Here is a 24,109-nt window from a genome sequence, read left to right as displayed (position 1 = left end):
CGGCGCTCTCAAATTACCAGCGCTCTTCGCAAGTTCTCCACATAAGAAATCGACAGAAGCAAACACAGTCGACGATGTGGGGCATACATCAGAACACTCCTGGTCAATCCTAGACTTTCCCGTCTCTTCATCCCAAGTGGGGGTGGGTCGGGGCATTCGACGGGGGCGCCGGCGCGTGACACCCTCGCCGAATGTCCTGAATTGACCTTGTATATACGAATAATCCTCGCTACTTCAGATACACGATCCCGTCGGTGAGGACGGTGGGACGCCTCGGTGTGCCTTCCACCACGATCCGAACGGTGTGCGGGGCGCTTGCGGACCAGGTCCGGGTCCAGATGGCGTTCCGGTAGCCGACTGTGGACAACCTGAGGTCCACGGTCGTCGCCTTCTCGCCGTCCACGTAGACGTCCGCCCGGCCCGAGAGCGCGGACCGCGCGACCACCCAGGCGACCGACCGGCCGGTGAAGTCCCAGGTCAACGAGGCGCCCTTGGAGCGGCTGCCGAGGGAACCGCCGCCCAGGAATCCTCCGGACGACAGGGCCGTCCAGGTCCCGGTCCGGACGGCGTCGGTCTCCTGGAGGACCTCCGGCGTGCCCGCGACCGAGGCCGTGGCGGTGTTCCCGGCCACGTCGGAGGCGTTCAGCGACCAGGTGGTGGTGGCGCCGAGGGGCGCGCTGTACGGGGCGCTGGTGACGGCCGGTCCGTAGGCCGCCGCCGTCGGGGCCGTCAGGCGCACCTCCTTCAGGGCGGCGTCGGCCGCGTTCCACCTGAGCGTCAGCGGTACGGCGGCCCCGTCCACGACACCCTGGCGCAGGGCGAGGCCCGGAGCGACGGGGAAGGTGGGCGCGGTGGTGTCCGAGGTCACGGCGACAGGCTCGGTGACCGAGGTCCGGCCGGACAGGTGGACGGCCCTGACCCGCAGTTGGTGCGCGCCGTCGGTCAGCGGCACCCGGGCGGAGGTCTCGGCCCCGTCCGCGGTGACGGCCGGCTCCCCGTCGACCAGCACCTCGTAGCGGGAGACGAGCGCGGCCGGGGTCGCGGCCGCCCAGTTCAGGGTGACGGGGCCGGTGGCGTACCGGGTCGGGCCGACCGTGGTCGTGCCGGTGACGGAGGTGAGCGTCAGTCCCGTCACGGGTCCGGCGGCGAGGCCGCGCAGTTCGCCGAGGCGGGCGTAGAACGCGTCGCCCGGGCACAGGGTGTTGTAGCCGTCGCGGTGCCCGTGGATCGCGGGGAGGGTGAGCGTCTCCCCGGGGCCCCAGGACTTGCCCGCGAGGGTTCGGCCCTCGACGGCGGTGTTCAGGTCGACCGTCGAGTCCGGCTCGACGCCGTACTGACCCAGCTTCCACGCGGCGAGCCGGGCCACCGAGACCATCGCCGCCTGCGAGGGCGGGGAGTCGGTGTACGTCCCCAGGACCGCGATGCCGGTGGTCTGGGAGTTGAAGCCGTAGGCGTGGGCGCCCACCACCGGCAGGTCCACGCCGCCCTTGCGGCCCTCGTAGACGGTGCCGCACCTGTCGACGACGAAGTTGTAGCCGAGGTCCTTCCAGCCGAGCGTCCGCACGTCGTACGTGTAGACGGCGTTGATGATCGACGGTGCTTCGGCGCAGGTGTAGTCGTTGCTCTGGGCGGTGTGGTGCACCACCACGGCCTTGATCTTCCCGTCGGGCAGATAGGCCGGCTCCTCCGGGCTGAGCGACTCGTCGGCGTCCCATCCGGAGCGGGGCGTGATCGGCGGCCGCGGCACGGTGGACGGGGGCGCGGGGGGCGTGCCCGGCCCCGAGGGCGACGGCGACGCGGACGCGGAGGGCGATGCGCCGGCCGAAGCGCTCGCCGAGGGCGACGCCGACTGCGACGCCGACTGCGAGACCGAGGACGAGACGGAGGGCGACACGGACTCCGAGGCCGGCGGCTCGGAAGCGGACGGCTCGTCCGTGGCCGTCTCCGACGCGGGCGGGGGTGTCGACGGGGTCGCTTCCGACGGCGTCGACTCCGGGGCGGTGGGACCGCTCCCGTCGGCGACGAACGCGGCGGGCTCGATGCCACCGCCGGCGGTGGCGCCCCCGCCGGCGGCGATCATGTCCAGGCGCAGCCCCTGCGGCAGGCGGCGCGCCGCCTTCCCGTTCACCCGTACCTCGACGCCGTCGGACGGCCCGACCCACGCGGGCTCGGTGCCGCCCCGGACACCGCCGCTCTCCTCACGGCCGGCGTCGCGCTCCAGCGTCAGCCAGTCCGACCAGGTTCCCGGGCCGACCGCCCTGGTGCGCACCTCGACGGTGCCGGCCAGTAGGGCGGAGGGGTCGCGCCAGGTGACGCCCAGCATGCTGAAGGGCTCGGTCCGCCGCCGGCCCAGCGTGGCCGATCCGCCACCCGGGCTCGGCGTCAGCGCGGCCGACCGGACCACGTCACGGACCGGTCCGCGATCATCCCGCCCCCCTGCGCCGGACGGCTCCCCGGTCACCGTCTGCACCGCCAACAACGTCCCGCACACGCCCGCCGCGACGACCGCGCCCGTCCCCCACCAACGACGCCTCATTCAGACCCGCACACCCTTCCCGTGCCACGGAACCGGCGGCCTGCCCGGACCTCCCCCGGGGGGCAGGCCGCCCGCACTGTTTCAAGATTGGACAAATGTAAATACCATGAAGATCGGATTCCGGCCAGGAGGGGCCGAGCCGTCGGCTTACGGGGGCGGGGGCGGCCGGCGCGGCTAACCTGGGCGCATGCCTCGCTACGAGTACCGCTGCCGGACGTGCGGCGACACGTTCGAACTGAGCCGCCCGATGGCGGAGTCCTCCGCCCCCGCGGACTGCCCCGCCGGTCACGACGACACGGTCAAGCTGCTCTCCACGGTGGCCGTGGGCGGCACGACGACCGCCCCCGCGCCCAAAGCGGGCGGCGGGGGCGGTGGCGGCGGCTGCTGCGGCGGGGGCTGTTGCGGCTGACGCCGGCGACACGGGCCCGGTGGCCGGCGTCAGGGACGGGCCGCGGCGGAGGTCATCCCTCGTGCGCCCCCCGCAGGAACTCCCGCAGGATCCGCTCCCCCGCGAGGACGCCCCGCTCGGGCAGCGCCGTGATCCGCGGCGCCGTCCAGGCCTCGTCGGCCAGTTCGCCGTGGCCGGGGCGCCAGCCCCGGTCCGCCGCCAGGAGCAGGTCGGCGTCCAGGAGCGAGTCGCCGGCGGCCAGCGTGAGCTGCGCGCCCGTACGGCGGACCACCTCGCGCACGGCCGCGCTCTTGGTGAGCGGCTTGGGCACGGCGTAGATCTTGCGGCCCTGGAGGGACACCGTCCAGCCGCGGTTCTCCGCCCAGACCGCGAGCTCCTTCACCCACTCCTCGGGCAGCAGCTCGCGCTCCACCACGAGGTAGGCGAACAGGTCCTCCGCGACGCGCTGCTTGCGCAGCCAGAGCGGGTCGGAGAAGGCCGCCAGGTGCGCCTCCACCTCCGCGAGCGGCGCGCACTCGTCGGCGAGCCGTGCGGTCACCGACGCGTGCCAGTCCGGGTCGGACACCCCGTCGACCAGGAGATGACCGCCGTTGGCGCAGATCGCGTACTTGGGCGGCGGGCCCGGCAGGTTGATGCGCAGGTACTGCTTGCGCGTCCGGGTGGTCGTCGGCATGAACAGCGCCGCGTCCCCGAGATCGGTGAGCAGCCGCGCCGACGTCTCCGTCATGAACGACAGCGGCCGGCTCTCGTGCACCTCCACGCAGAGCAGCCGGGGCGCCCGCGCGTCCGGCATGGTCAGCGCGAGGGCCGCCGCGGAGTAGATGAGCGTACGGTCGAGATCGCTCGCCACCAGCACCGGCATCAGAGCGTCACCGCCCGGCCGTCGGCGCCGGTCGCGCCCCGGGTGTACTTCGGGTGGATCAACCCCACGCAGGTGTACGGAAGTTCGCCGACCTCCTCCACCGGCACCCCGCGCTGCCCGGCCAGCAGCCGGACGTGGTCCAGATCGGCGCCCGCGCCGGACCGGGCCAGGATCTTCCACGGGACCCGGCGCAACAGCACCCGGGTGGTCTCGCCCACGCCGGGCTTGACCAGGTTCACGTCGTGGATGCCGTACTCCTCGCTGATGCGCTCCACCGCGGCCCAGCCTTCCCAGGTGGGCGTGCGGTCGCTCGCGAGCAGCTCCTTCACCGTGCCGTCGACGGCGTCGGCCACGTCGGGGAAGCGGGCGGACACGGCGTCCAGGAAGGCGTTGGACAGGTCCGCCCCGGCCAGTTCACGGTAGAACTTCGCGCCGTGGAAGTCGTGCGGGCCGACCAGGTCGGCGCGCAGCACCGTCCGCGATATCAGGCCCGACACCGTCGAGTTGAGGCAGGCGGAGGGGATGAGGAAGTCCTCGCGGGTGCCGTAGGTGCGCACGCAGTGGCCCGGGTCGGCGAGCACCGCGATCTCCGGGTCGAAGCCGGGCGCGCCGCCCGCCGCCTCGAACTCCTCGACGGCCGCCGCGAGTTCGCGGGTGATCGCGCCCTTGCCGGTCCAGCCGTCGACGAAGACGACGTCCCGCGGGTCGTGGTGCTCGGCGAGCCAGCGCAGCGCGTTGGCGTCGATGCCGCGCCCGCGCACGATCGACACGGCGTAGTGCGGCAGTGCGAGACCGTGCCGGTGGGCCGCCCAGCGGCGCATCAGCACGCCGACGGGGGTGCCGGCGCGGGCGAGGGAGACCAGGACGGGGCGCGGGGAGCGTTCGGCGATCACCAGCTCCGTGACCGCGCCGACCGCCTGCGCGAGGCGCGCCGCGGAGGTCCCGAGGGCGGCGTGGAACAGCTCCTGGTACTGCTCGCTGGGCTGGTACTCCACCGGCAGCGACTCGGCGTAGTGCGCGCCGCCCGACTGGATGGCCTCCTCGCGCTCCTCGGTCGGCGCCTCCAGCGTCACCTCCGAGAGGTCCTGGAGCAGCCAGCCGACCTCCTCGGACGCGTACGAGGAGAAGGCGGGGCCGCGGAGGGGCTCGGGCAGCATGGAGGCTCTCTTTTCGGGCAGGGCGTCGGCGTACAGCGGCTCGGGCACGTACGACGGTACGACCGCGAGGACCACGTGCGGGGTGTGCGCGGCGAGCCGGTCGAGGAGGCCGCCGGGGGCGTGCAGCTGCGCCGTGTCGGCCTCGGAGTCCACGACGGCGACGACGGCGTCGAACCCGGCGCCGGCGACGTTGTAGGCGTAGCGCTCGCCGGGGCCGTCGGCGGGGTCGTCGTGCGCGGGGAAGACCAGGCGGCTGCGTATCGCGTAACCGGGGTCGTCGACCGCGAGGACGGGGGAGCGGGTGGTGGTGGAGTAGGTGACCTCCACGTCGCCGCCGCGCTCCAGCTCGCAGGCGAGGCGCAGGGGTGCGTACATCAGCTCCTCGAAGCCGAGGATGTGCACGCGGTGCGCGTCCTTCGGCAGTGCGGCGGCCAGGCGGGCGGCCATGTCGGGCAGGGCGGCGTCGAGTTGTGCGCGGTGGGTCGGGGTGAAGCCGTGACGGCCCCCGTCGGGGAGGCCTTCTGGCCAGTTCAGGTCCACGCGGGTGAGGTGGCGTGCCGGCTGCGCGACCGGCCCCGACGCGGCGGCAGACGACGAATCACCGTTCGCGGCACCGCCGACCTCGTACCGCGCCACCAGCTCCCGCCCCTTCTCCAGGACCCCCTCCGGCAGGAGCACCGTGCCGCAGGCGGCCGCGACCAGGTCGACTCGCGCGCCGATCTCGTGGGCGAAGTCGTCCAGGCGCCCCGCGTCCGCGGCCGAGCGCATGTCGACCAGGGCGACCACCACGTACCGGCGGCGCGGATAGCGTTCGTGGAGGTCGCGGATGGTGTTGAGGACCGTGTTGCCGGTGGAGAACTCGTCGTCGACCAGGACCAGCGGGCCGTCGCCGACGAGCAGCGCGGGGTCCTCCGGCAGCAGCAGGTGGGAGGTGGCGTGGGAGTGGGCCTCCTCGAAGCCGCCGGCCCGGGCGACGCCGGGCACCGGGCGGCGGGTGGAGTGCAGGTAGGGGGCCGACCCGATGCCGTCGGCGACGCTGTGGCCGAGGCCCGTCGCGGTCTCCGCGTAGCCGAGGACGACCGCGTTCTCGGCCTCCGCGCCCAGCAGTTCCCGCACCCGGCGGCCGAGGGCGACGCCCTGGCCGCGGACGACGGCCGGGGACTGCGGGACGTGCTTGCCCAGCACGTTGGAGACGAGCAGGTGCGCCCGCTTGGGGTTGCGGCGCAGGGCGAGCCCCAGCAGGTCCCGGAGCGAGTCGTCGCCCACGAGTTCCAGCCCGAGCCGCTCGGCGACCCAGGTCCCGGACCAGACCGCGTTGTTCACTGAGTTGTTCATGCGTCCCTATGTCGTGAAGCCAGGTGGAGCGAGAGTGAGGCGGGTGGTGGGGCGAGCCGTGCGGCTGAGGGGGCTCAGCCGGGGATGGTCGCGGCGAGCAGGTCGACGAAGCTGACGTCCTCGTTGGCCACGCCGAAGACCTCGGCCCGGAGCATGGTCCGCTCCGCCCAGGCGCGGTGCGGCTTCACCTCGTTCATCTTGTTCGTGTACGCCGACCGCAGCACTCCCCCGCCGCCGCGCTCCGGCCGCAGGATGTCCGCCGCGTCGCTGTACTCCTCGTGGCTGACGACGGACAGCGCGTGGACCGCCGGCACGTGCGAGGGGTGGATGCAGGTCTTGCCGAGCAGGCCGTTGGCGTGGTCGAGCGAGATCTCGCGCAGCAGCCCGTCCATCGCGTGCTCGATCAGCTTCTCACGCAGCTCCACGGCCTGTCCCTCCAGGAAGGGGCTGTGCCGCAGCATCGGCTTGAACATGCGCTCGGGCACCCGGAAGTACTCCCACACCGGTCCGGTCACCGTGAACCCGGAGCCATCGGCCCGGCCGAGCATGTTCACCACGTCCGCGATGACGGAGGCGACGATCTGCACGTCGTAGGCGGTCATGTCGGGGGCCCGGCGCAGCCCGTAGGAGGAGCAGAAGTCGGTCACGCCGAGGCGCAGGGCCAGGACCCGGCTGCGGTACTTCTCGACGGCGCGGGCGATGCCCTCCAGGGCCTCCACCCGCGACTCCCGGTACATCAGCTCGGGTGTCTCCAGCACGGGCATGCCGAACAGCCGCCGCCCGCTGGCCACCTCGGCGCCGGTCAGCGCCTCCAGGAAGGGGATGCCGCGCTCCTCGGTGAACTTCGGGAACACGAACCCGCTCAGCAGCCGCGCCTGCGGGCCGAGGCGCCGGACCAGGTCGGGGATCTGCTCGGGTGTGCGGACCCGGATGAACAGCAGCGGCAGTTCGCCCGCGGGGCGGGCGGCGAGCTCGGCGAACTGGCGGACGAGGTTCTCCTCGCCCTCGGCCACGTCCTCGTCGCCGATGGAGTCCTCCAGGCACAGCACCATCGACACCACGCCGCGTGCGGCCTGCTTGACGACGTCCTCGGCGAGCCGGGGCCGGGTGGCCGGGCTGTAGAGCGTGGCGCCCAGGGCGGCGGAAAGGAGCCGGCCCGGCGAGTCGGCGTCGAACGCGCACGGCTCACGGTGGAAGAGACGCTGCCGCACCTCGGCGGCGAGGTGCCCGAAATGACGCATGAATCTCCCCCGTGGAACAAGGTAGGCCGGTGGATTTCGGCGAAGGGTGGCCGGTAATAGTACGTAAGGGCCGATGTCCGGGGTTCCCGGCGGCCGTGAATTTCAGATGACGCGGAACCGCCGAGTACCCCGCGTTGTCGTGAGCAGAACCGAAAGGGCAGGATGACCGCATGACGCACGCCATGCTGAAGGGGTCGAACGTCCCGCTGAAGGCCACCACGGTGCGCGCCGTGCTGCGCTGGACGCCCGGGCGGGGGGTACCGGCCGTCGACGCCTCCGCGCTGCTCCTCGGCCCCGACGGCCGTGTGCGCTCCGACGAGGACTTCGTCTTCTACAACCAGCCCCGGCACCCCTCCGGGAAGGTGTGGCGGCTCGGTGCGAAGCGGGTGACCGAGGGCCTCACCGACACGATCCAGACGGACCTGGCCGGTGTCGAGCCCGACGTGGGCCGCATTCTCCTGGTCGCTTCGGCGGACGGCGTCACCTTCGACCACGTACGGTCCCTCAGCATCCTGCTGTACGACGCGGCCAAGGACGGCGATCCGCTGGCCACGTTCGACATCCGTCCGGAGACGGGCGAGGAGACCGCGCTGATCTGCGGGGAGCTGTACCGCCGTGGGGAGGGCTGGAAGTTCCGCGCGCTGGGCGAGGGCTACACCGAGGGCCTCAAGGGACTGGCGACCGACTACGGCATCTCGGTGGACGAGTCCGCGGAGCAGCAGGACGACGGCCTGCCCCGGGCGGCTCTGGACCCGACCCCGAGCCTGTCCCAGCCGCTCCCCCCGGAGCAGCCGACGACGGCCACCCCTCAGCAGCCCCCCGCCACCTACGGCTACCCGCCGAACCTCCCGACGTACGGCTACGGCTACCCGGACGCCCCTCAGCAGGCCCCGGCCCCGGCGGCCGCCCAGGCCCAGGAGTTCCGGATGCCGCCCCAGGGCCCCCAGTTCATCGGCCGGTAGCGCTCGCTCAGGGACGCGGGGTCACTTCTCCGCCTTGGCCTTGTAGCCGCGTCCCCACTGCAGTCCCCACCCGTAGAGCCGGTCCAGCTCCGCCTGGAAGCCGTACACGAAGCGCACCTCGCGTCGCACCACCAGCTCGTCCTTCACGTTCTCGATCATCACCACCGCGCAGGACCGGGCCTGGGGGTGCCGTTCGTCGAGGCCGATCTCGATGCGGGGCCCGTTGCTCGGGTAGAGCGTGACGATCGCGTGGGTGCGGTCGAAGGCCGGCGTCTGGTCGTAGATGTAGACGAACACCAGCAGCCGCTTGATCGCCTCGCGGTGGTCGAGGTTGACGTAGATCGTCTCCCCGGAGGCCGACCCGAACCGGTCGTCCCCGCTGAGCTTCACGTACGGCGGGGCGTTGACGTCCCCGAGGAGCCCGCCCAGGGGCTGGACGACCCCCTTGGTGCCGTCGGCGAGTTCGTACAGGCAGCCGAGGTCGAGGTCGACGTTGACCATGCTCTGGCTGTGTCCCATGACCTCCGGCGGGCGCAGCGCCTTGAGGGGGTGGCGCAGCAGGCTCTCCCGGCCGCCGCCGATGTCGGAGGTGCGCATCCGCCAGGTCAGGTTGATGCGCAGGTTGCCGGTGGCGGCGTCCTGCCTGGTGAGCGAGACCTGGCTGTGCCGTTTGGTCAGCTCGATGGCGTTGGTCGCCGCGCTGCCCGAGTCGAAGTCGGCGGCCCGGCCGGGCCGGAGTCCGTCGAAGAATCCCATTCCCGCCCCCAGGAAATCTGTGAAAGACCGGCGGGGCGGCCGCCAGAGGACTCGTCCTCGACGGCCGCCCCGCACAGAGCGTTCCTCACCCGGAAGGTGATCACACCCCGGACGAGACCTCAGTCTTCTCGTCCGAGCCGGCTCCCCCCTCGGCCGCCGCCAGGGCGCGGTTGCGGCGGACGGAGGACCAGAAGGACCAGGCGATCAGCACGACGCCGACCAGGCCGGTGATGATCTCGGAGATCTGGTACTGGATGGTCACCAGCAGGATGACGGCCAGGGCGCCGATCGCGTAGTGGGCACCGTGCTCCAGGTAGACGTAGTCGTCGAGGGTGCCCTGGCGGACCAGGTAGACGGTGAGCGACCGGACGTACATGGCGCCGATGCCGAGGCCGAGGGCCATCAGGACGATGTCGTTGGTGATGGCGAAGGCGCCGATCACGCCGTCGAAGGAGAACGAGGCGTCCAGGACTTCGAGGTAGAGGAACATGAAGAAGGCGGCCTTGCCCGCGAGGAGCACGGCGGACTGCTTCTTGCCGGTGCGCTTGGCCTCTTCCTCGGCCTCGTGCTCGCGTTCCTCCTCTTCCTCCAGCTTGTCCTCGAAGTAGCTGGAGAGACCGCCGACGATGAGGTACGTGATGAGGCCGGCGACGCCGGAGAGCAGGACCGTTTCGGCCTTGTCGGCGTGCCCGGCGTGCAGGTGGGCGTTGGTGGCGAAGGTCATCGCGGTGATCAGCAGGACGATCAGGGCGATGCAGACCGACAGCATGTCGACCTTGCCCAGCTTGGCGAGCGGGCGCTCCAGCCAGGCGAGCCACTTGATGTCCCGGTCCTCGAAGATGAAGTCGAGGAAGATCATCAGCAGGAACATGCCGCCGAAGGCCGCGATCGCCGGGTGCGCGTCGGTGACGAGCTCCTGGTAGCGGTCCTTGTCGGTGAGCGCGAGGTCGACGGCCTCGATCGGCCCGAGCTGGGCGCTGATCGCGACGATGACGACGGGGAAGACGAGGCGCATGCCGAAGACGGCGATGAGGACGCCGACGGTGAGGAAGATGCGCTGCCAGAAGGCGTTCATCTTCTTCAGGATCCCGGCGTTGACGACTGCGTTGTCGAAGGACAGCGAGATCTCGAGGACGGACAGGATCGCCACGACGCCGAAAGCGGTCCACCCCCCGTAGAACACCGCCGCGACGAGGCCGAGCGCGGTCACCGCGAACGACCACCCGAAGGTTTTCAGAACCACTGGCTACCCAATCCTTGTGTACGGGGCTCCCCCGCGCCGTACGCGGTTTTACGAAACGTTGACCCCGAAGTCTAGAGCGATGCCCCGCAACCCTGACGCGTACCCCTGCCCGACCGCACGGAACTTCCATTCGCCCTGGTAGCGATAGAGCTCGCCGAAGATCATGGCGGTTTCGGTGGAAGCGTCCTCGCTCAGGTCGTAGCGCGCGAGTTCCTGGCCGTCGGCCTGGTTGACGACCCGGATGAACGCGTTGCTGACCTGCCCGAAGGTCTGGCCGCGCTCGTCGGCCATATGGATCGAGACCGGGAAGACGATCTTGTCGCACTGGGCCGGCACCTTGGCGAGGTCCACGAGCAGCGACTCGTCGTCGCCGTCGCCCTCACCGGTGAGGTTGTCACCGGTGTGCTCCACGGAGCCGTCGGGGCTGGTCAGCTGGTTGTAGAAGACGAACCACTCGTCGCCCATGACCCGCTGGCCGGCGCACAGCAGTGCGCTGGCGTCGAGGTCGAAGGGTGCTCCGGTGGTCGAGCGCGCGTCCCAGCCGAGGCCGACCATCACTCGCGTGAGATTGGGCGCGACCTTGGACAGGGAGACATTGCCTCCCTTGGCGAGCGTGACACCCATGTGCTGATCCTCCCCTGGGGCCTGTCCGGCGAGCAGGGCCGGAGCCCGGTCTTCTTCGGTTGTCCTGCACGTCCGGCGCCGCCCCTAAACGGTGCGGCGCCGGACAGTGGGCGAGTCGGAGCTCAGACGTTGACGCCGAAGTCCTGCGCGATGCCGCGCAGACCCGACGCGTAGCCCTGGCCGATGGCGCGGAACTTCCACTCCGCGCCGTGCCGGTAGAGCTCGCCGAAGACCATCGCGGTCTCCGTCGAGGCGTCCTCGCTCAGGTCGTAGCGGGCGATCTCGGTGCCGCCGGCCTGGTTCACGACGCGGATGAAGGCGTTGCGGACCTGGCCGAAGGACTGCTGGCGGTTCTCGGCGTCGTAGATGGAGACCGGGAAGACGATCTTCTCCACGTCGGCCGGGACGGCGGCGAGGTTGACCTTGATCGCCTCGTCGTCGCCCTCGCCCTCACCGGTGAGGTTGTCGCCGGTGTGCTCGACCGAGCCGTCCGGGCTCTTGAGGTTGTTGAAGAAGACGAAGTTGGCGTCGCTGGCGACCTTGCCCGCGTTGTTCAGCAGCAGCGCGCTCGCGTCCAGGTCGAAGTCGGTGCCGGTCGTGGTGCGCACGTCCCACCCCAGACCGACGATGACCGCGGTCAGGCCCGGGGCCTCCTTGGTCAGCGAAACGTTGCCGCCCTTGCTGAGGCTGACTCCCACGAAGTCCTCCATTGGTGTCAGGGGCCGGGGAGCCCCGTCGTGCGTCGGATATCGGATCAACGAGTCGATCCTAGTGACGGGTTCCCGGGCCCCACAGGCTCTGGGGCCCGTCAATCACAGGGTGTCGAGAGCCGAGACGTACTGGCCGAGATCGCGGGCGTCCGGCAGCCCGTTCACGACGGTCCAGCGCACCACGCCCTCCTTGTCGATGACGAAGGTGCCGCGCACCGCGCAGCCCTTGTCCTCGGCGAAGACGCCGTAGGCCCGGGACACCTCGCCGTGCGGCCAGAAGTCGCTGAGCAGCGGGTACTCCAGGCTCTCCTGCTCGGCGAAGACGCGCAGGGTGTGGATGGAGTCGTTGGAGACGGCGAGCACCTGGGTGTCGCGGTCGGCGAACCGCGGCAGGTTGTCCCGCACCTCGCACAGCTCGCCCGTGCACACGCCGGTGAAAGCGAACGGGTAGAAGATCAGCACGACGTTCCGCTCGCCGCGGAAGTCGGACAGACGCACGGTCCTGCCGTGGTTGTCCTTGAGCTCGAAGTCGGGGGCCTTGTCGCCGACCTGGATCGCCATCGCGGGGGACGTCCCTTCATGGGGCTGTCTGGGTGAGCCCCAGCCTACGCAGCGATCACGGCGGGCGGCCGGACGGGCCGGGCCTGCGCCCGGCCCGTCCGGACCTTCAGTTCGTCACTTCTTGGTCTTGGCGGCCTTGGGCGTCACCAGCCGGCTGCCGCTCCAGTCCTTGCCCACGCTGACGCTCTTGCTGGCCGACAGACCCGCCGTCGTCGAGGCTTCGGAGATGTCGCTGGGCTCGACGTACCCCGTTCGGCCGGTCTTCGGCGTGAGGAGGAGGATGGAGCCGCCTTCTTCGATGTACGTGGTGGCGTCCACCAGCGCATCCGTCAGGTCGCCGTCCTCGTCGCGGAACCACAGCACCACGGCGTCGGCAACGTCGTCGTAGTCCTCGTCCACCAGGTCGCTGCCGATGACTTCCTCGATGGACTCGCGGAGCTCCTGGTCGACGTCGTCGTCGTAGCCGATCTCCTGGACCACCTGCTCGGGCTGGAAACCCAGCCTGACGGCAGGGCTGGTCCGCTCCTCCGCGTGGTCCGCGGTCGCGCTCACGGGTTGCCTCCTGATCATGTTTCGGGAAATAACTCAGCCACGCGCGTGCGCGAAGCATTGGCCGTAGTCCACACGGGCGGGACGGATCGCGCAAGTACCCGGCGGTTCAGACCGCCGAAACGGTGACGATCCGGGCCGTGTCGCCGCAACTTCAGGCACACCACCCGGGCCGATGGGTGACACACACCACACCTGTGTGCCCTGAATGCGCGTTTGAGAACCATCCACGGGTACGAGTTTCGAACAGGTACCGGTTACCTCTGGGTAGAGATGACGTTTGCGGCCCCGAGGTACACGATGGGGGCGGTGCAGGCACTGCAGACCCGGGGCGTGCAGCGCGGCCGGCGAACACAGCGGCACAGCGGACATTCAGCCCTCCGACAGGTAAGGAACAGCGTGGCTTCCGGATCCGATCGCAACCCGATCATCATTGGCGGCCTTCCGAGTCAGGTTCCTGACTTCGATCCCGAGGAGACCCAGGAGTGGCTCGACTCCCTCGACGCCGCGATCGACGAGCGCGGCCGTGAGCGGGCCCGCTATCTGATGCTGCGCCTGATCGAGCGGGCCCGCGAGAAGCGCGTGGCCGTGCCCGAGATGCGCAGCACGGACTACGTCAACACCATCCCCACCAGGGCCGAGCCGTTCTTCCCGGGCAATGAGGAGATCGAGCGGAAGATCCTCAACGCGACCCGCTGGAACGCGGCCGTGATGGTCTCGCGCGCCCAGCGCCCGGGCATCGGCGTGGGCGGCCACATCGCCACGTTCGCCTCCTCCGCGTCGCTGTACGACGTCGGCTTCAACCACTTCTTCCGCGGCAAGGACGAGGGCGACGGCGGCGACCAGGTCTTCTTCCAGGGGCACGCCTCGCCGGGCATCTACGCGCGCGCGTACCTGCTGGACCGGCTCAGCGAGCAGAACCTGGACGCCTTCCGCCAGGAGAAGTCCAAGACGCCGCACGGGCTCTCCTCGTACCCGCACCCCCGGCTGATGCCGGACTTCTGGGAGTTCCCGACCGTGTCGATGGGCCTGGGCCCGATCGGGGCGATCTACCAGGCGCGGATGAACCGCTACATGCACGCGCGCGGGATCGCCGACACCTCCAAGTCGCACGTGTGGGCCTTCCTCGGGGACGGCGAGATGGACGAGCCCGAGTCGCTCGGCCAGCTGTCCATCGCCGCCCGTGAGGGCCTGGACAACCTGACCTTCGTCGTCAACTGCAACCTCCAGCGCCTCGACGGCCCGGTGCGCGGCAACGGCAAGGTCATCCAGGAACTGGAGTCGGTCTTCCGGGGCGCCGGCTGGAACGTGATCAAGCTGATCTGGGACCGGTCCTGGGACCCGCTGCTGGCGCAGGACCGCGACGGCCTCCTCGTCAACAGGATGAACACCACGCCGGACGGTCAGTTCCAGACGTACGCCACCGAGTCCGGCGCGTACATCCGCGAGCACTTCTTCGGCGACGACCAGCGGCTGCGCGCGATGGTCGAGGGCATGACCGACGACCAGATCCTGCACCTGGGGCGCGGCGGCCACGACCACCGGAAGATCTACGCGGCGTTCAAGGCGGCCGTGGAGCACACCGGCCAGCCGACGGTCATCCTCGCCAAGACGGTCAAGGGCTGGACGCTCGGCCCGAACTTCGAGGGCCGCAACGCCACGCACCAGATGAAGAAGCTGACGGTCGCCGACCTCAAGGGCTTCCGCGACCGACTGCACCTGCCGATCTCCGACAAGGAGCTGGAGGGCGGGGTCCCGCCGTACTACCACCCGGGGCGCGACTCCGAGGAGCTCCAGTACATGCACGACCGGCGCAAGGGGCTCGGCGGGTACGTCCCGACGCGTGTCGTGCGCGCCAAGCCGCTCGCACTGCCGGACGACAAGACGTACGCGACCGTGAAGAAGGGCTCCGGTCAGCAGTCGATCGCCACGACCATGGCGTTCGTCAGGCTGCTGAAGGACCTCATGCGGGACAAGGAGCTCGGCAAGCGGTTCGTGCTGATCGCGCCGGACGAGTACCGCACCTTCGGCATGGACTCGTTCTTCCCGAGTGCGAAGATCTACAACCCGCTCGGCCAGCAGTACGAGTCGGTGGACCGGGAGCTGCTGCTCGCGTACAAGGAGTCGCCCACGGGTCAGATGCTGCACGACGGCATCTCCGAGGCCGGCTGCACGGCCTCGCTGATCGCGGCAGGCTCGGCCTACGCCACGCACGGCGAGCCGCTCATCCCGGTCTACGTCTTCTACTCGATGTTCGGTTTCCAGCGCACCGGCGACCAGTTCTGGCAGATGGCCGACCAGTTGGCGCGCGGTTTCGTCCTCGGTGCGACCGCGGGCCGTACGACCCTGACCGGCGAGGGCCTTCAGCACGCGGACGGCCACTCCCAGCTGCTCGCCTCCACCAACCCGGGCTGTGTGGCGTACGACCCCGCGTTCGGCTTCGAGATCGCGCACATCGTCAAGGACGGCCTGCGCCGGATGTACGGCGAGAGCGCGGACGGCAAGCCGGGCGAGGACGTCTTCTACTACCTCACCGTCTACAACGAGCCCATCCAGCACCCCGCCGAGCCGGAGAACGTCGACGTCGAGGGCATCCTCAAGGGCGTCCACCGCTTCAGCGAGGGCGTCTCGGGCTCCATCCCGGCGCAGATCCTCGCCTCCGGCGTCGCCGTGCCGTGGGCGGTCGAGGCGCAGAAGATCCTCGCCGAGGAGTGGAACGTGAAGGCCGACGTCTGGTCGGCGACCTCCTGGAACGAGCTGCGGCGCGAGGCCGTCGAGGTCGAGCGGCACAACCTGCTGCACCCCGAGGAGGAGCAGCGCGTTCCGTACGTGACCCGCAAGCTCGCCGGGGCCGAGGGGCCGTTCGTGGCGGTCTCCGACTGGATGCGCTCGGTGCCGGACCAGATCGCGCGCTGGGTGCCGGGGACCTACCAGTCGCTGGGCGCGGACGGCTTCGGCTTCGCGGACACGCGGGGCGCGGCCCGGCGGTACTTCCACATCGACGCGCAGTCGATCGTGGTGGCGGTCCTGACCGAGCTGGCCAAGGAGGGCAAGATCGACCGTTCGGCGCTGAAGCAGGCCGTCGACCGGTACCAGCTGCTGGACGTCGCGGCGGCGGACCCGGGAGCGGCGGGCGGCGACGCCTGACCCGGAGGCGCTGAGGGGCGGTGAGATCCAACCTCGCCGCCCCTCGGCGTTCACACGTTCCTTACGATGCGGGGCATGCGGGAAGAAACGGCCCAGGCACGGTGGGAAGAGCGGACGCAGCGGCCCTTGCTGGCGCTCGCCGTGGTGTTCGCCGTGGCGTACGCCCTGCCGATCGTCGCCACCTCGGCCGGCGCGTCACTGACCGTCGTGTGCGCGGCGGTCGAGTGGGCTGTGTGGGCGGCGTTCGCCGCGGACTACGCGGTACGGCTGGTGCTGGCCCGCGACCGCCGCCAGTTCGTCCGCACGCGCTGGCTGGACCTGGCCGCGGTGGTGGTGCCGGTGATACAGCCGCTGAAGCTGCTGCGGCTGGTGTCGACGCTGCTGCTGGTGGGGCAGCGGGCGCGGATGGCCTCGCAGATACAGGTGACGACGTACGTCGCGGGGTCGGTCGTCGGACTGCTGATGTTCGGGTCGCTGGCCGTGCTGTCGGTCGAACGGGACGCGCCGAACGGGAACATCCGCACCCTGGGGGACGCCCTGTGGTGGTCCTTCACGACGATGACGACCGTGGGCTACGGGGACCACGCGCCGACGACGGGGCTGGGGCGGGTGATCGCGGTCGGTCTGATGCTGTCCGGGATCGCCCTGCTGGGTGTCGTGACCGCGAACATCGCCGCGTGGTTCATCGAGCGCTTCGAGAAGGACGACGTGGAGGAACGCCGGCAGACGGAGGCGATCCGGGCCCTGACGGAGGAGGTCAGGGCCCTGCGCACGGAGGTGGCGGCCCTGAAGTCCCACTCGAACGCGGACTGACCCCGGGCGAAGGCCGGGGTCAGTCGGTGGCGGAGCCCCCGGGCCGCGCTCGGGGGAGCCTGCGTCAGATGTGGCCCACTCCCGCTCCCGCGTCGGCGTTGGCCCCGCGCTTTGTCAGCAGCGCGACCAGTACGGCGACCGCCGCCACGCCCGCCGCGACCAGCGACGCGAGGCTCATGCCGGAGATGAACGTGTCGTGCGCGACGTCCGCGATCTTGGCGGCGATCGCCGCCGGCGTGCCCGGCGCCACCGGCGGCACGCCGACCTGGACCGCCTCGGAGGCCTTGCCGAGCTGCTCGGGCGTCAGCTCCGGCAGCCCCGCCTCCTTCCAGTTGACGGGCAGGTCGCTGTCCACCTTGGAGGCCATCACCGCGCCCAGCACCGCGGTGCCGAGGCTGCCGCCGATCTGCATCGCGGCCTGCTGCAGACCGCCGGCCACCCCGGACAGCTCCAGCGGCGCGTTGCCGACGATGACCTCGGTGGCGCCGACCATGACGGGCGCGAGACCGAGGCCGAGCAGCGCGAACCACACGGACATGACACCGCTGCTCGTGTCCGTCTCCAGCGTGGACATGCCGTACATGGCGATCGCGGTGGCCGCCATGCCGCCGGCCAGCGGGATGCGCGGCCCCCACTTGGTGATCATCGCGCCGGCGAGCGGCGAGCCGACGATCATCATGCCGGTGAGCGGCAGCAGGTGCAGACCCGCGTCGATGGGGCTCATCCCGTGCACGTTCTGGAGGTAGAACGTCACGAAGAACAGACCACCCATGAAGGCGATCGCCATCAGGACCATGAGGACCACGCCCGCGGACAGCGGGACCGAGCGGAACAGCGCCAGCGGGATCAGCGGCTCCGCCACCCTGGTCTCCCAGTAGGCGAAGAGCGCGAAGCCCGCGAGGGAGGCGAGGACGAACGCCCAGGTCTTGCCGTCACCCCAGCCCCACTCGGGGGCCTTGATGAGCGCCCAGACGAGGCAGAACATCGCCGCCGACAGCAGGGCGATGCCCAGCAGGTCGAAGGAGCGCGGGGCGTTCTCGGCACGGTGGTCGAGCAGGATGAGGACGCCCAGCACCAGGGCGAGGACGCCGACCGGCACGTTGATGAAGAACACCGACTGCCAGTTGACGTGCTCGACGAGGACGCCGCCGAGGATGGGACCGCCGGCGGTGGAGGCGCCGATGACCATGCCCCAGATGCCGATGGCCATGTTCAGCTTCTCGGCCGGGAAGGTCGCGCGCAGCAGTCCGAGGGCGGCCGGCATCAGGAGCGCGCCGAACAGTCCCTGGAAGACGCGGAAGGTGACGACCAGCGCGATGCTGTCGGACAGGCCGATCGCGCCGGAGGCGGCGGCGAAGCCGACGACGCCTATCAGGAAGGTCTGGCGGTGCCCGAAGCGGTCACCGAGCTTGCCGGCGGTGATCAGGGAGACCGCGAGGGCGAGGAAGTAGGCGTTGGTGATCCACTGCACCTCGGCGAAGGTGGCGCCCAGGTCGCTGGCGATCGCGGGGTTGGCGATGGCGACGATGGTGCCGTCCAGGGCCACCATCATGACGCCGACGGCGACGGTGATGAGCGTGAACCACGGGTGGCCGCGCAGCCCCTGGGCCGGAGGCTGGTCCGACGGGTCGTGGGGCGCCTTGTCCCCCGGCCCCGTCGTGTCGACGGTGGTCTGACTAGTCATACAGGGGAGGCTAGTGACAGTCGCTGACAATTGACAAACCAATTCACAAGTCGGTAACTGACATCTATGGAAACTCTGCGTGAGCGCAAGAAACAGCGCACCCGGGACGCGCTGCTGCGCGCCGCGCTGGAACTGTTCACCACCCGGGGATACGAGCGGACGACCGTCGACGAGATCGCCCGGGCCGTCGACGTCTCACAGCGCACCTTCTTCCGGTACTTCGCCGGCAAGGAGGAGGCGGCCCTCGCGGTCGCCGACATGACGGTGGCGCGCTTCGTCGAGGCGGTGCGCGAGCGCCCGCCGCACGAGGCGCCCCTGGAGGCATTGCGCCAGGCCGTCCTGGACGGCTGGAACTCGGTGCACGAGATCGTCGAACAGGTCGTGCCGGTGGAGCTGTACCTGCGCATGTGCCGGGTGATCGAGTCGACGCCGGTGCTGCTCGCCGCGTATCTGCGACACTCGGTCGAGACGGAGGAGACGATCGCCCGGGTGCTCGCGGACCGCGAGGGGCTCGACGTGGAGGCCGACCCGCGGCCACGGCTGGCGGTGGCGGCCTTCGGCGGGGTGATGCGGCTCACCGAGCGACATTGGAGCAGCGGCGAGAACGTGACTCTGGAGGAGATGCGCGCGCTCGCGTCCGGCTACCTCGACCAGTTGGGACCCGCGCTCATGGGAAGCTGGCGCGCGGCCTGAGGGATCTCATGACCATCGTCACGGTCATCGAAACGTGATCCCTGTCACTCAGGCCTCCCGAGACCATCTCGTTCTCCTAGTGTGTCCTCCCAGTGACTTCCTTCGACTCCACTCCCCCGCTCAACGTCGGGCGGCTGCTGCTCGCCCTTGCCGTGGTCTTCGTGATGCTGGCGACCACCGGCTGGACCGCCGTACGCCACCAGCGGGAGAGCACCGCGTTGCGCGCGTCGCTCACCGCCTGGGAAGAGGGCCGCGTGGACGGACGCGCGCTGCCGGACCCGTCCGCGGCCCCCGGCCGGCTCTCCCGGTTCTTCGCCACCCTCACCTCGGCCCAGCGCGGCACGCTCGCCCACCGCTATCCGCTCGCCGTGGGCAACATGAACGGCGCCCCGGCCGAGCTGCGCTACCGCGCCAACCGCATCGCGCTGCGGGAGCAGGTGCGCATCGAGCGCGCCCGGATGCGCGACGCCCGGCTCTCCCCAGCCGGCCAGCACGAGGCCGGGCGGCGCATGCAGCGCTACGAGTCGATGAGCGACGGCGACCGCAAGATCCTCGCCTTCGACCCGGACGGCGCCGGCCGCGCCGCCGAGGTCTTCGGCGACCTCGACAGCGCCCAGCGGATCTCCGTCGTCGTCCCCGGCGTCGACACCGCGCTGCTCACCTTCCAGCGCACCTACCGCAAGTACTCGGCGCCCGTCGGCATGGCCCAGGCGCTGTACGCGGCCGAGCGGGAGGCGAGCCCGAAGACGCGGACCGCCGTGATCGCCTGGGCCGACTACACCTCCCCCGCCGGCCTCGGCATCGACTCCGCGACCGCGATGCGCGCCGAGTCCGGCGCGATCCGGCTGAACGCCCTGGTGCGCGCCCTGCCCGGCGTCTCGCCCGTCTCGCTGTTCTGCCACAGCTACGGCTCCGTGGTGTGCGGGGTCGCCGCGCACACGCTGCCGGAGCGGGTGAGCGACATCGCGGTGGCCGGCAGCCCCGGCATGCGGGTGGAGAGCGCGGCCCAGCTGCGCACCTCCGCCCGGGTGTGGGCGATGCGGGACGCCGACGACTGGGTGCAGGACGTGCCCTACCTGGAGCTCGGCGGCCTCGGGCACGGCGCGGACCCGGTGGCGTCCGGGTTCGGCGCGCGGGTGCTGTCCGCACGGGAGGCCAAGGGCCACGCGGGCTACTTCGAGCCCGGCACGGACAGCCTGCGCAACTTCGCCGGCATCGGCGCCGGCGTGTACGACTCGGTGCGCTGCGCCGCGGACGATGACGGCTGCCGGGAGGATCTGTCCGGCACAACGACGGCGGGACGCGCGTAGAGGCGCAGGAATCGCGGTGTGCGCGAGGAGGGACGGAGAAGCGGGTGCCGCATACGATGAGCCGCATGGGTGACGTACTGGCCGGATTTCATGCCGCCTGGGAGTTCGAGTCCGACTCCGTCCTCATCCGCTACGAACGGGGGATCCGCACACCGAAGCTGCTGTCGGCGCTCGGGGAGCGCCGGGTCCCGCTGGCGGCGATCGAGGGCGTGACGCTGGAGCCCGGCAGACGCGGGACCGTGGTGCTGCGCATCCGGCCGCGCGAGGGCGCGGACCCGCTGATCGAGGCCGCTGCGGGGCAGCTGAAGGAGGCCTGCGACCCGTACCGGCTGGTGCTGTCGGGCGAGCGGGACGCGCTCGCGGAGTACTACGCCGACGAGCTGCGGGAGCGGCTCACCGAGGCGGGGCCGGCCGACCGGTTCCTGGTGGCGCCCCCCGAGGCGCCGCTGTCGTTCAAGGCGTACGACGCGAAGGCGTCCTTCGACGGGCGGACCGTGCGGTTCCGGTGGTTCTGGACGGGCGCGTCGTCGGCGAAGTGGAAGGCGGGCGACCAGAGCTTCCCGGTGTCCGAGCTGAGCGGCGTGGAGTGGCGGTCGCCGGAGGTCCTGGAGGGCTTCCTGCGGCTGCACCGCGGCGAGCACGCGCCCGCGGGGACCGACCAGGACCCCGCGACGGTGGTGTTCGGGCTCGGATACGGGGCGGTGCACGAGTCGCTGCCGCTGGCCGCGGCGGTGCTGGCGGCCGTCCGCACGCGCGGGAGCGCGCCGGCCGCCCCGGCGGCCGCCGCCCCCGCCGCGGGCGACCGTCGCCGGGACCCCGCGGACGTCGCCGACCGGATCCGCCACCTCGGCGAGCTGCACCAGGCCGGGCTGGTCACCGACGAGGAGTTCTCCGCGAAGAAGGCGGACCTGCTGGCCGAGCTGTAGGCCTTGCCGCTCACACGCCCCGGGAGTAGTGCGTGATCTTGCGGTCGAGCACCGCGAGCGTGTCCTGGAGTTCGGCGATCCTGGCCTGGACGTCGCGCCGGGTCTCCTCCAGCAGTTCGCGTCGCTGCTCGTACGTGCACTCGCCCTCGCGCACCAGCTCGGCGTACCGCACCATGTCGGCGACCGGCATGCCGGTCAGCCGCAGCTTGCCGACGAGGTCGAGCCAGTCCAGGTCGCGGTTGCGGTAGCGGCGCTGACCGGTGTGCGAGCGGTCGACGTGGGCCATCAGCCCGATCCGCTCGTACCAGCGCAGGGTGTGCGCCGTCAGGCCGGTGAAGGCGACCACCTCGCTGATCGTGTAGTGGTCCTGCCCCTCCGGGCGCGGATGGCCCGGCGGCGGTCCGGAGCAGACGTCTGCGGGGCTCTGGCTGCGCTCGGTGGTCACGGGCGTGGTCTGCAACACCGTCATGGCCCCACGCTATGACCTTCAAGTGCGCTCCAGGCAAGCGGGGACGGTAAGAATCGGGAAGACGCGGCCGGATCCTGCTGGTTGGCTTGCGGACATGAATCCCGTACGCCGGGCCCTGCCCGAGGACGCCGCCGAAGTGCTGAGGCTGCGCCAGGTGATGATCGACTCCCTCGCTCCGAGCGCCGGATCCGCCGACTGGCACGCCGAGTCCCTGCCCGGGCTGCGGCGCCGGCTGGCCGAACCGGACGGGGACTTCGGCGCATTCGTCGTGGACTGCCCCGAGCGGCCCGGGAAACTGGCCGCGCTGGTGGTCGGCACGGTCGAGTACCGGATCGGACGGGCCGGCAATCCGCACGGGAGCGTCGGGTTCGTCTTCAGCGTCGCGACGGACCCGTCGGCCCGGCGCCAGGGGCACGCGCGCGCGTGCATGGACGCGCTGCTCGGCTGGTTCCGTGCGCGAGGGGTGCGCCAGGTCCACCTCACGGCGTCCCCCGAGGCCGAGCCGTTGTACGCCTCGCTCGGCTTCAAGCCCAAGCCCGACCCCTTGATGGAACTGCTGCTGTAGCCGCATAGGCTCGGGGCATGTCGTCGCAGAGCCTCGCGCTGATCGAGAACTGGCCCGTCCCCTCCGCCGCGGCGGGTGTCGTACGGGCCGACGGGACGGTCCTCGGGACGCACGGCCCGGCCGGGCGGCGCTTCCCGCTGGCCTCGGTCACCAAGCCGCTCGCCGCCTACGCCGCGCTGGTCGCGTACGAGGAGGGGGCGATCGAGCTGGACGAGCCGGCCGGGCCGCCCGGGGCGACGGTCCGCCATCTGCTCGCGCACACCTCGGGGCTCGCCTTCGACGAACACCGGACGACCGCCGCGCCCGGGGAGCGGAGGCTGTACTCCAACGCCGGTTTCGAGCAGCTCGGCGACCACATCGCCAAGGCGACGGACATCGGCTTCGGGGAGTACCTGCGGCAGGCCGTGCTGGAGCCGCTGGGGATGGCGTCCACGTCGCTGGAGGGGTCGCCCGCCAAGGACGGTGTCTCGACCGTCGAGGACCTGCTGCGGTTCGCGGCCGAGGTGCAGGCTCCCCGGCTGCTGGACCCGCGGACGGTCGCCGAGGCGATGAGCGTGCAGTACCCGGGCACCAAGGGCGTCCTGCCCGGCTACGGCCACCAGAACCCCAACGACTGGGGCCTCGGCTTCGAGATCCGCGACTCCAAGTCCCCGCACTGGACCGGCGGTTCCTCCTCACCGCGCACGTTCGGCCACTTCGGGCAGTCCGGTACGTTTGTGTGGATCGACCCCGACGCGCGGCTGGCCGCCGTGGCGCTCACGGACCGCGCCTTCGGGCCCTGGGCGGTCGAGGCCTGGCCGGCGTTCACGGACGCGCTGCTGACGGAGCTGCGCGACGGCTGAGCCCCGGCCCTCCCTCAGGGGGTGCCGGCGCGCATCTCCCAGACCAGGAGCTCGGCCGCGGTCAGCGCCAGCACCCGCGCGTCGCCGGCGTCCGCGACGCGGGCCGCGTCGCCGGGGCCCAACCGCTCGCCGTTCACGCTCACTTCGCCGCGTACGACGTGCACGTACCCGTGCGACCCCGTCGGCGCCGCCGTCCGCTCCCCCTCCGTCAGCCGCCGTACGTGCAGCGTGGCGCCGGCCCGCGGGAGGGCGTACGGGGTGGAGTCGGCGACGCTCCGGACGATCTCGTAGGACGGGTCGCCGCCGGGCTCCAGCGGGGTCAGCCACATCTGAACGAAGGTCAGGGGGACGTCGGCGTCGTTGCGCTCGGTGTGGCGCACCCCGGCCGCCGCGCTGAGCCGCTGCACGTCACCGGGGCGGACGGTCACCTCGTTGCCCTCGGAGTCGCGGTGGGTCAGCTCGCCCTCGACCACCCAGGTCACGATCTCCGTGTGGCTGTGGGGGTGCTCGCCGAAGCCGGTGCCGGGCGCGAGCCGCTCCTCGTTGCAGGCGATCAGCGCGCCGAAGCGAAGGTTGCCGGGGTCGTAGTGGGAGCCGAAGGAGAAGGCGTGCCGGGTGTCGATCCCGGCGTCGGGATCACCGCCGCGGTAGCGCTCGTCGGCGCGCCGTACATCCATCACGGCACCACCGTAGCCCAGCCGGTTCTCCCGGGGCG

At 71.3% G+C, this 24,109-nt stretch carries 22 protein-coding genes; 9 read left to right on the top strand and 13 right to left on the bottom strand.

The genetic code is table 11. The annotated features are described in order from the left end of the window. Window positions 1-229: 229 nt before the first annotated feature. Window positions 230-2,536: a peptidoglycan recognition protein gene (locus ACIRS4_RS24610; protein WP_404199721.1), complete on the bottom strand. Its 2,307-nt coding sequence runs from the start codon at window positions 2,534-2,536 to the stop codon at window positions 230-232. A 187-nt stretch (window positions 2,537-2,723) separates the two neighbouring features. Here ACIRS4_RS24610 and ACIRS4_RS24605 point away from each other — a divergent pair, with 187 nt between their 5' ends. Then, window positions 2,724-2,945 (top strand): zinc ribbon domain-containing protein, encoded by a 222-nt coding sequence (locus tag ACIRS4_RS24605; RefSeq protein ID WP_130436983.1) that lies wholly within the window; start codon window positions 2,724-2,726, stop codon window positions 2,943-2,945. 52 nt (window positions 2,946-2,997) lie between these two features. On the opposite strand, the gene ACIRS4_RS24600 is transcribed toward ACIRS4_RS24605, so the two are convergent. The 3 genes from ACIRS4_RS24600 to ACIRS4_RS24590 all read right to left on the bottom strand — a co-directional run bounded on the left by ACIRS4_RS24600 (window position 2,998) and on the right by ACIRS4_RS24590 (window position 7,540). Next, window positions 2,998-3,807 (bottom strand): HAD family hydrolase, encoded by an 810-nt coding sequence (locus ACIRS4_RS24600; protein ID WP_404199718.1) that lies wholly within the window; start codon window positions 3,805-3,807, stop codon window positions 2,998-3,000. After that, entirely contained in the window at window positions 3,807-6,299 is a 2,493-nt protein-coding gene (locus tag ACIRS4_RS24595; protein WP_404199715.1) for a phosphoribosyltransferase, read from the bottom strand. The genes ACIRS4_RS24600 and ACIRS4_RS24595 overlap by 1 nt, the downstream gene beginning before the upstream one ends. Before the next feature lie 74 nt (window positions 6,300-6,373). Beyond that, a complete protein-coding gene (locus ACIRS4_RS24590; protein ID WP_404199712.1) occupies window positions 6,374-7,540 on the bottom strand; it encodes an HpcH/HpaI aldolase/citrate lyase family protein in 1,167 nt (388 codons plus the stop codon). 170 nt (window positions 7,541-7,710) lie between these two features. Here ACIRS4_RS24590 and ACIRS4_RS24585 point away from each other — a divergent pair, with 170 nt between their 5' ends. Continuing rightward, window positions 7,711-8,502, top strand: a complete 792-nt coding sequence (locus ACIRS4_RS24585; protein ID WP_404199709.1) for a TerD family protein — start codon at window positions 7,711-7,713, stop codon at window positions 8,500-8,502. A 21-nt stretch (window positions 8,503-8,523) separates the two neighbouring features. Here ACIRS4_RS24585 and ACIRS4_RS24580 read toward each other — a convergent pair whose 3' ends face one another. From ACIRS4_RS24580 to ACIRS4_RS24555, 6 genes are all read right to left on the bottom strand, one after another. Further along, a complete protein-coding gene (locus ACIRS4_RS24580) occupies window positions 8,524-9,258 on the bottom strand; it encodes a Tellurium resistance (protein WP_402154668.1) in 735 nt (244 codons plus the stop codon). A gap of 100 nt (window positions 9,259-9,358) precedes the next feature. Further along, window positions 9,359-10,501 (bottom strand): DUF475 domain-containing protein, encoded by a 1,143-nt coding sequence (locus tag ACIRS4_RS24575; RefSeq protein WP_404199706.1) that lies wholly within the window; start codon window positions 10,499-10,501, stop codon window positions 9,359-9,361. Window positions 10,502-10,549: 48 nt separating this feature from the next. Next, complete coding sequence (locus tag ACIRS4_RS24570) at window positions 10,550-11,125, bottom strand: TerD family protein (protein ID WP_130436976.1); 576 nt, start codon at window positions 11,123-11,125, stop codon at window positions 10,550-10,552. 122 nt (window positions 11,126-11,247) lie between these two features. Continuing rightward, a complete protein-coding gene (locus tag ACIRS4_RS24565) occupies window positions 11,248-11,823 on the bottom strand; it encodes a TerD family protein (protein ID WP_130436975.1) in 576 nt (191 codons plus the stop codon). A gap of 114 nt (window positions 11,824-11,937) precedes the next feature. Next, entirely contained in the window at window positions 11,938-12,396 is a 459-nt protein-coding gene (locus ACIRS4_RS24560) for a peroxiredoxin (protein WP_130436974.1), read from the bottom strand. 114 nt (window positions 12,397-12,510) lie between these two features. Beyond that, window positions 12,511-12,948, bottom strand: coding sequence for a DUF3052 domain-containing protein (locus ACIRS4_RS24555; RefSeq protein ID WP_358794039.1), 438 nt, complete (start codon window positions 12,946-12,948; stop codon window positions 12,511-12,513). A 396-nt stretch (window positions 12,949-13,344) separates the two neighbouring features. On the opposite strand from ACIRS4_RS24555, the gene aceE reads away from it, so the two are divergent. After that, window positions 13,345-16,092: a pyruvate dehydrogenase (acetyl-transferring), homodimeric type gene (gene aceE / locus ACIRS4_RS24550; protein WP_404199701.1), complete on the top strand. Its 2,748-nt coding sequence runs from the start codon at window positions 13,345-13,347 to the stop codon at window positions 16,090-16,092. 75 nt (window positions 16,093-16,167) lie between these two features. After that, window positions 16,168-16,905, top strand: a complete 738-nt coding sequence (locus tag ACIRS4_RS24545) for a potassium channel family protein (RefSeq protein WP_404199698.1) — start codon at window positions 16,168-16,170, stop codon at window positions 16,903-16,905. A gap of 64 nt (window positions 16,906-16,969) precedes the next feature. On the opposite strand, the gene ACIRS4_RS24540 is transcribed toward ACIRS4_RS24545, so the two are convergent. Beyond that, window positions 16,970-18,589 carry an MFS transporter gene (locus ACIRS4_RS24540; RefSeq protein WP_404199695.1) on the bottom strand — a complete coding sequence of 540 codons (1,620 nt, stop codon included), beginning with the start codon at window positions 18,587-18,589 and terminating at the stop codon, window positions 16,970-16,972. 66 nt (window positions 18,590-18,655) lie between these two features. Between ACIRS4_RS24540 and ACIRS4_RS24535 the strand changes: the two genes are divergently transcribed. The 3 genes from ACIRS4_RS24535 (at window position 18,656) to ACIRS4_RS24525 (ending at window position 21,518) form a co-directional block, all read left to right on the top strand. After that, window positions 18,656-19,282 (top strand): TetR family transcriptional regulator, encoded by a 627-nt coding sequence (locus tag ACIRS4_RS24535; protein WP_404199693.1) that lies wholly within the window; start codon window positions 18,656-18,658, stop codon window positions 19,280-19,282. Window positions 19,283-19,374: 92 nt separating this feature from the next. Continuing rightward, window positions 19,375-20,592, top strand: coding sequence for an alpha/beta hydrolase (locus tag ACIRS4_RS24530; protein WP_404199691.1), 1,218 nt, complete (start codon window positions 19,375-19,377; stop codon window positions 20,590-20,592). A 56-nt stretch (window positions 20,593-20,648) separates the two neighbouring features. Next, window positions 20,649-21,518 (top strand): DUF4429 domain-containing protein, encoded by an 870-nt coding sequence (locus ACIRS4_RS24525; RefSeq protein ID WP_404199688.1) that lies wholly within the window; start codon window positions 20,649-20,651, stop codon window positions 21,516-21,518. 10 nt (window positions 21,519-21,528) lie between these two features. On the opposite strand, the gene ACIRS4_RS24520 is transcribed toward ACIRS4_RS24525, so the two are convergent. Next, the gene (locus ACIRS4_RS24520; RefSeq protein WP_404199686.1) at window positions 21,529-21,987 is read right to left on the bottom strand and encodes a MerR family transcriptional regulator; all 459 of its coding nucleotides are present in this window, start codon (window positions 21,985-21,987) and stop codon (window positions 21,529-21,531) included. A 94-nt stretch (window positions 21,988-22,081) separates the two neighbouring features. Between ACIRS4_RS24520 and ACIRS4_RS24515 the strand changes: the two genes are divergently transcribed. Then, window positions 22,082-22,552, top strand: coding sequence for a GNAT family N-acetyltransferase (locus ACIRS4_RS24515; protein WP_404199683.1), 471 nt, complete (start codon window positions 22,082-22,084; stop codon window positions 22,550-22,552). Window positions 22,553-22,569: 17 nt separating this feature from the next. Further along, window positions 22,570-23,394: a serine hydrolase domain-containing protein gene (locus ACIRS4_RS24510; protein WP_404199680.1), complete on the top strand. Its 825-nt coding sequence runs from the start codon at window positions 22,570-22,572 to the stop codon at window positions 23,392-23,394. 14 nt (window positions 23,395-23,408) lie between these two features. Here the strand turns inward: ACIRS4_RS24510 and ACIRS4_RS24505 are convergent, their stop codons facing one another. After that, window positions 23,409-24,071 (bottom strand): pirin family protein, encoded by a 663-nt coding sequence (locus ACIRS4_RS24505; RefSeq protein ID WP_404200120.1) that lies wholly within the window; start codon window positions 24,069-24,071, stop codon window positions 23,409-23,411. Window positions 24,072-24,109 lie beyond the last annotated feature (38 nt).

This window comes from Streptomyces sp. NPDC101166 (assembly GCF_044768125.1).
Taxonomy (GTDB): domain Bacteria; phylum Actinomycetota; class Actinomycetes; order Streptomycetales; family Streptomycetaceae; genus Streptomyces.
This window is presented reverse-complemented; position numbering and strand designations above follow the sequence as displayed.

Coding starts and splice junctions, on each gene's coding strand:
- ACIRS4_RS24595 (WP_404199715.1), bottom strand. CDS start 6,299: ATGAACAACTCAGTGAACAACGCGGTCTGGTCCGGGACCTGGGTCGCC.
- ACIRS4_RS24505 (WP_404200120.1), bottom strand. CDS start 24,071: ATGGATGTACGGCGCGCCGACGAGCGCTACCGCGGCGGTGATCCCGAC.
- ACIRS4_RS24510 (WP_404199680.1), top strand. CDS start 22,570: ATGTCGTCGCAGAGCCTCGCGCTGATCGAGAACTGGCCCGTCCCCTCC.
- ACIRS4_RS24590 (WP_404199712.1), bottom strand. CDS start 7,540: ATGCGTCATTTCGGGCACCTCGCCGCCGAGGTGCGGCAGCGTCTCTTC.
- ACIRS4_RS24585 (WP_404199709.1), top strand. CDS start 7,711: ATGACGCACGCCATGCTGAAGGGGTCGAACGTCCCGCTGAAGGCCACC.
- ACIRS4_RS24610 (WP_404199721.1), bottom strand. CDS start 2,536: ATGAGGCGTCGTTGGTGGGGGACGGGCGCGGTCGTCGCGGCGGGCGTG.
- ACIRS4_RS24520 (WP_404199686.1), bottom strand. CDS start 21,987: ATGACGGTGTTGCAGACCACGCCCGTGACCACCGAGCGCAGCCAGAGC.
- ACIRS4_RS24535 (WP_404199693.1), top strand. CDS start 18,656: ATGGAAACTCTGCGTGAGCGCAAGAAACAGCGCACCCGGGACGCGCTG.
- ACIRS4_RS24515 (WP_404199683.1), top strand. CDS start 22,082: ATGAATCCCGTACGCCGGGCCCTGCCCGAGGACGCCGCCGAAGTGCTG.
- ACIRS4_RS24605 (WP_130436983.1), top strand. CDS start 2,724: ATGCCTCGCTACGAGTACCGCTGCCGGACGTGCGGCGACACGTTCGAA.
- ACIRS4_RS24540 (WP_404199695.1), bottom strand. CDS start 18,589: ATGACTAGTCAGACCACCGTCGACACGACGGGGCCGGGGGACAAGGCG.
- ACIRS4_RS24580 (WP_402154668.1), bottom strand. CDS start 9,258: ATGGGATTCTTCGACGGACTCCGGCCCGGCCGGGCCGCCGACTTCGAC.
- ACIRS4_RS24560 (WP_130436974.1), bottom strand. CDS start 12,396: ATGGCGATCCAGGTCGGCGACAAGGCCCCCGACTTCGAGCTCAAGGAC.
- ACIRS4_RS24600 (WP_404199718.1), bottom strand. CDS start 3,807: ATGCCGGTGCTGGTGGCGAGCGATCTCGACCGTACGCTCATCTACTCC.
- ACIRS4_RS24545 (WP_404199698.1), top strand. CDS start 16,168: ATGCGGGAAGAAACGGCCCAGGCACGGTGGGAAGAGCGGACGCAGCGG.
- ACIRS4_RS24570 (WP_130436976.1), bottom strand. CDS start 11,125: ATGGGTGTCACGCTCGCCAAGGGAGGCAATGTCTCCCTGTCCAAGGTC.
- ACIRS4_RS24525 (WP_404199688.1), top strand. CDS start 20,649: ATGAGCCGCATGGGTGACGTACTGGCCGGATTTCATGCCGCCTGGGAG.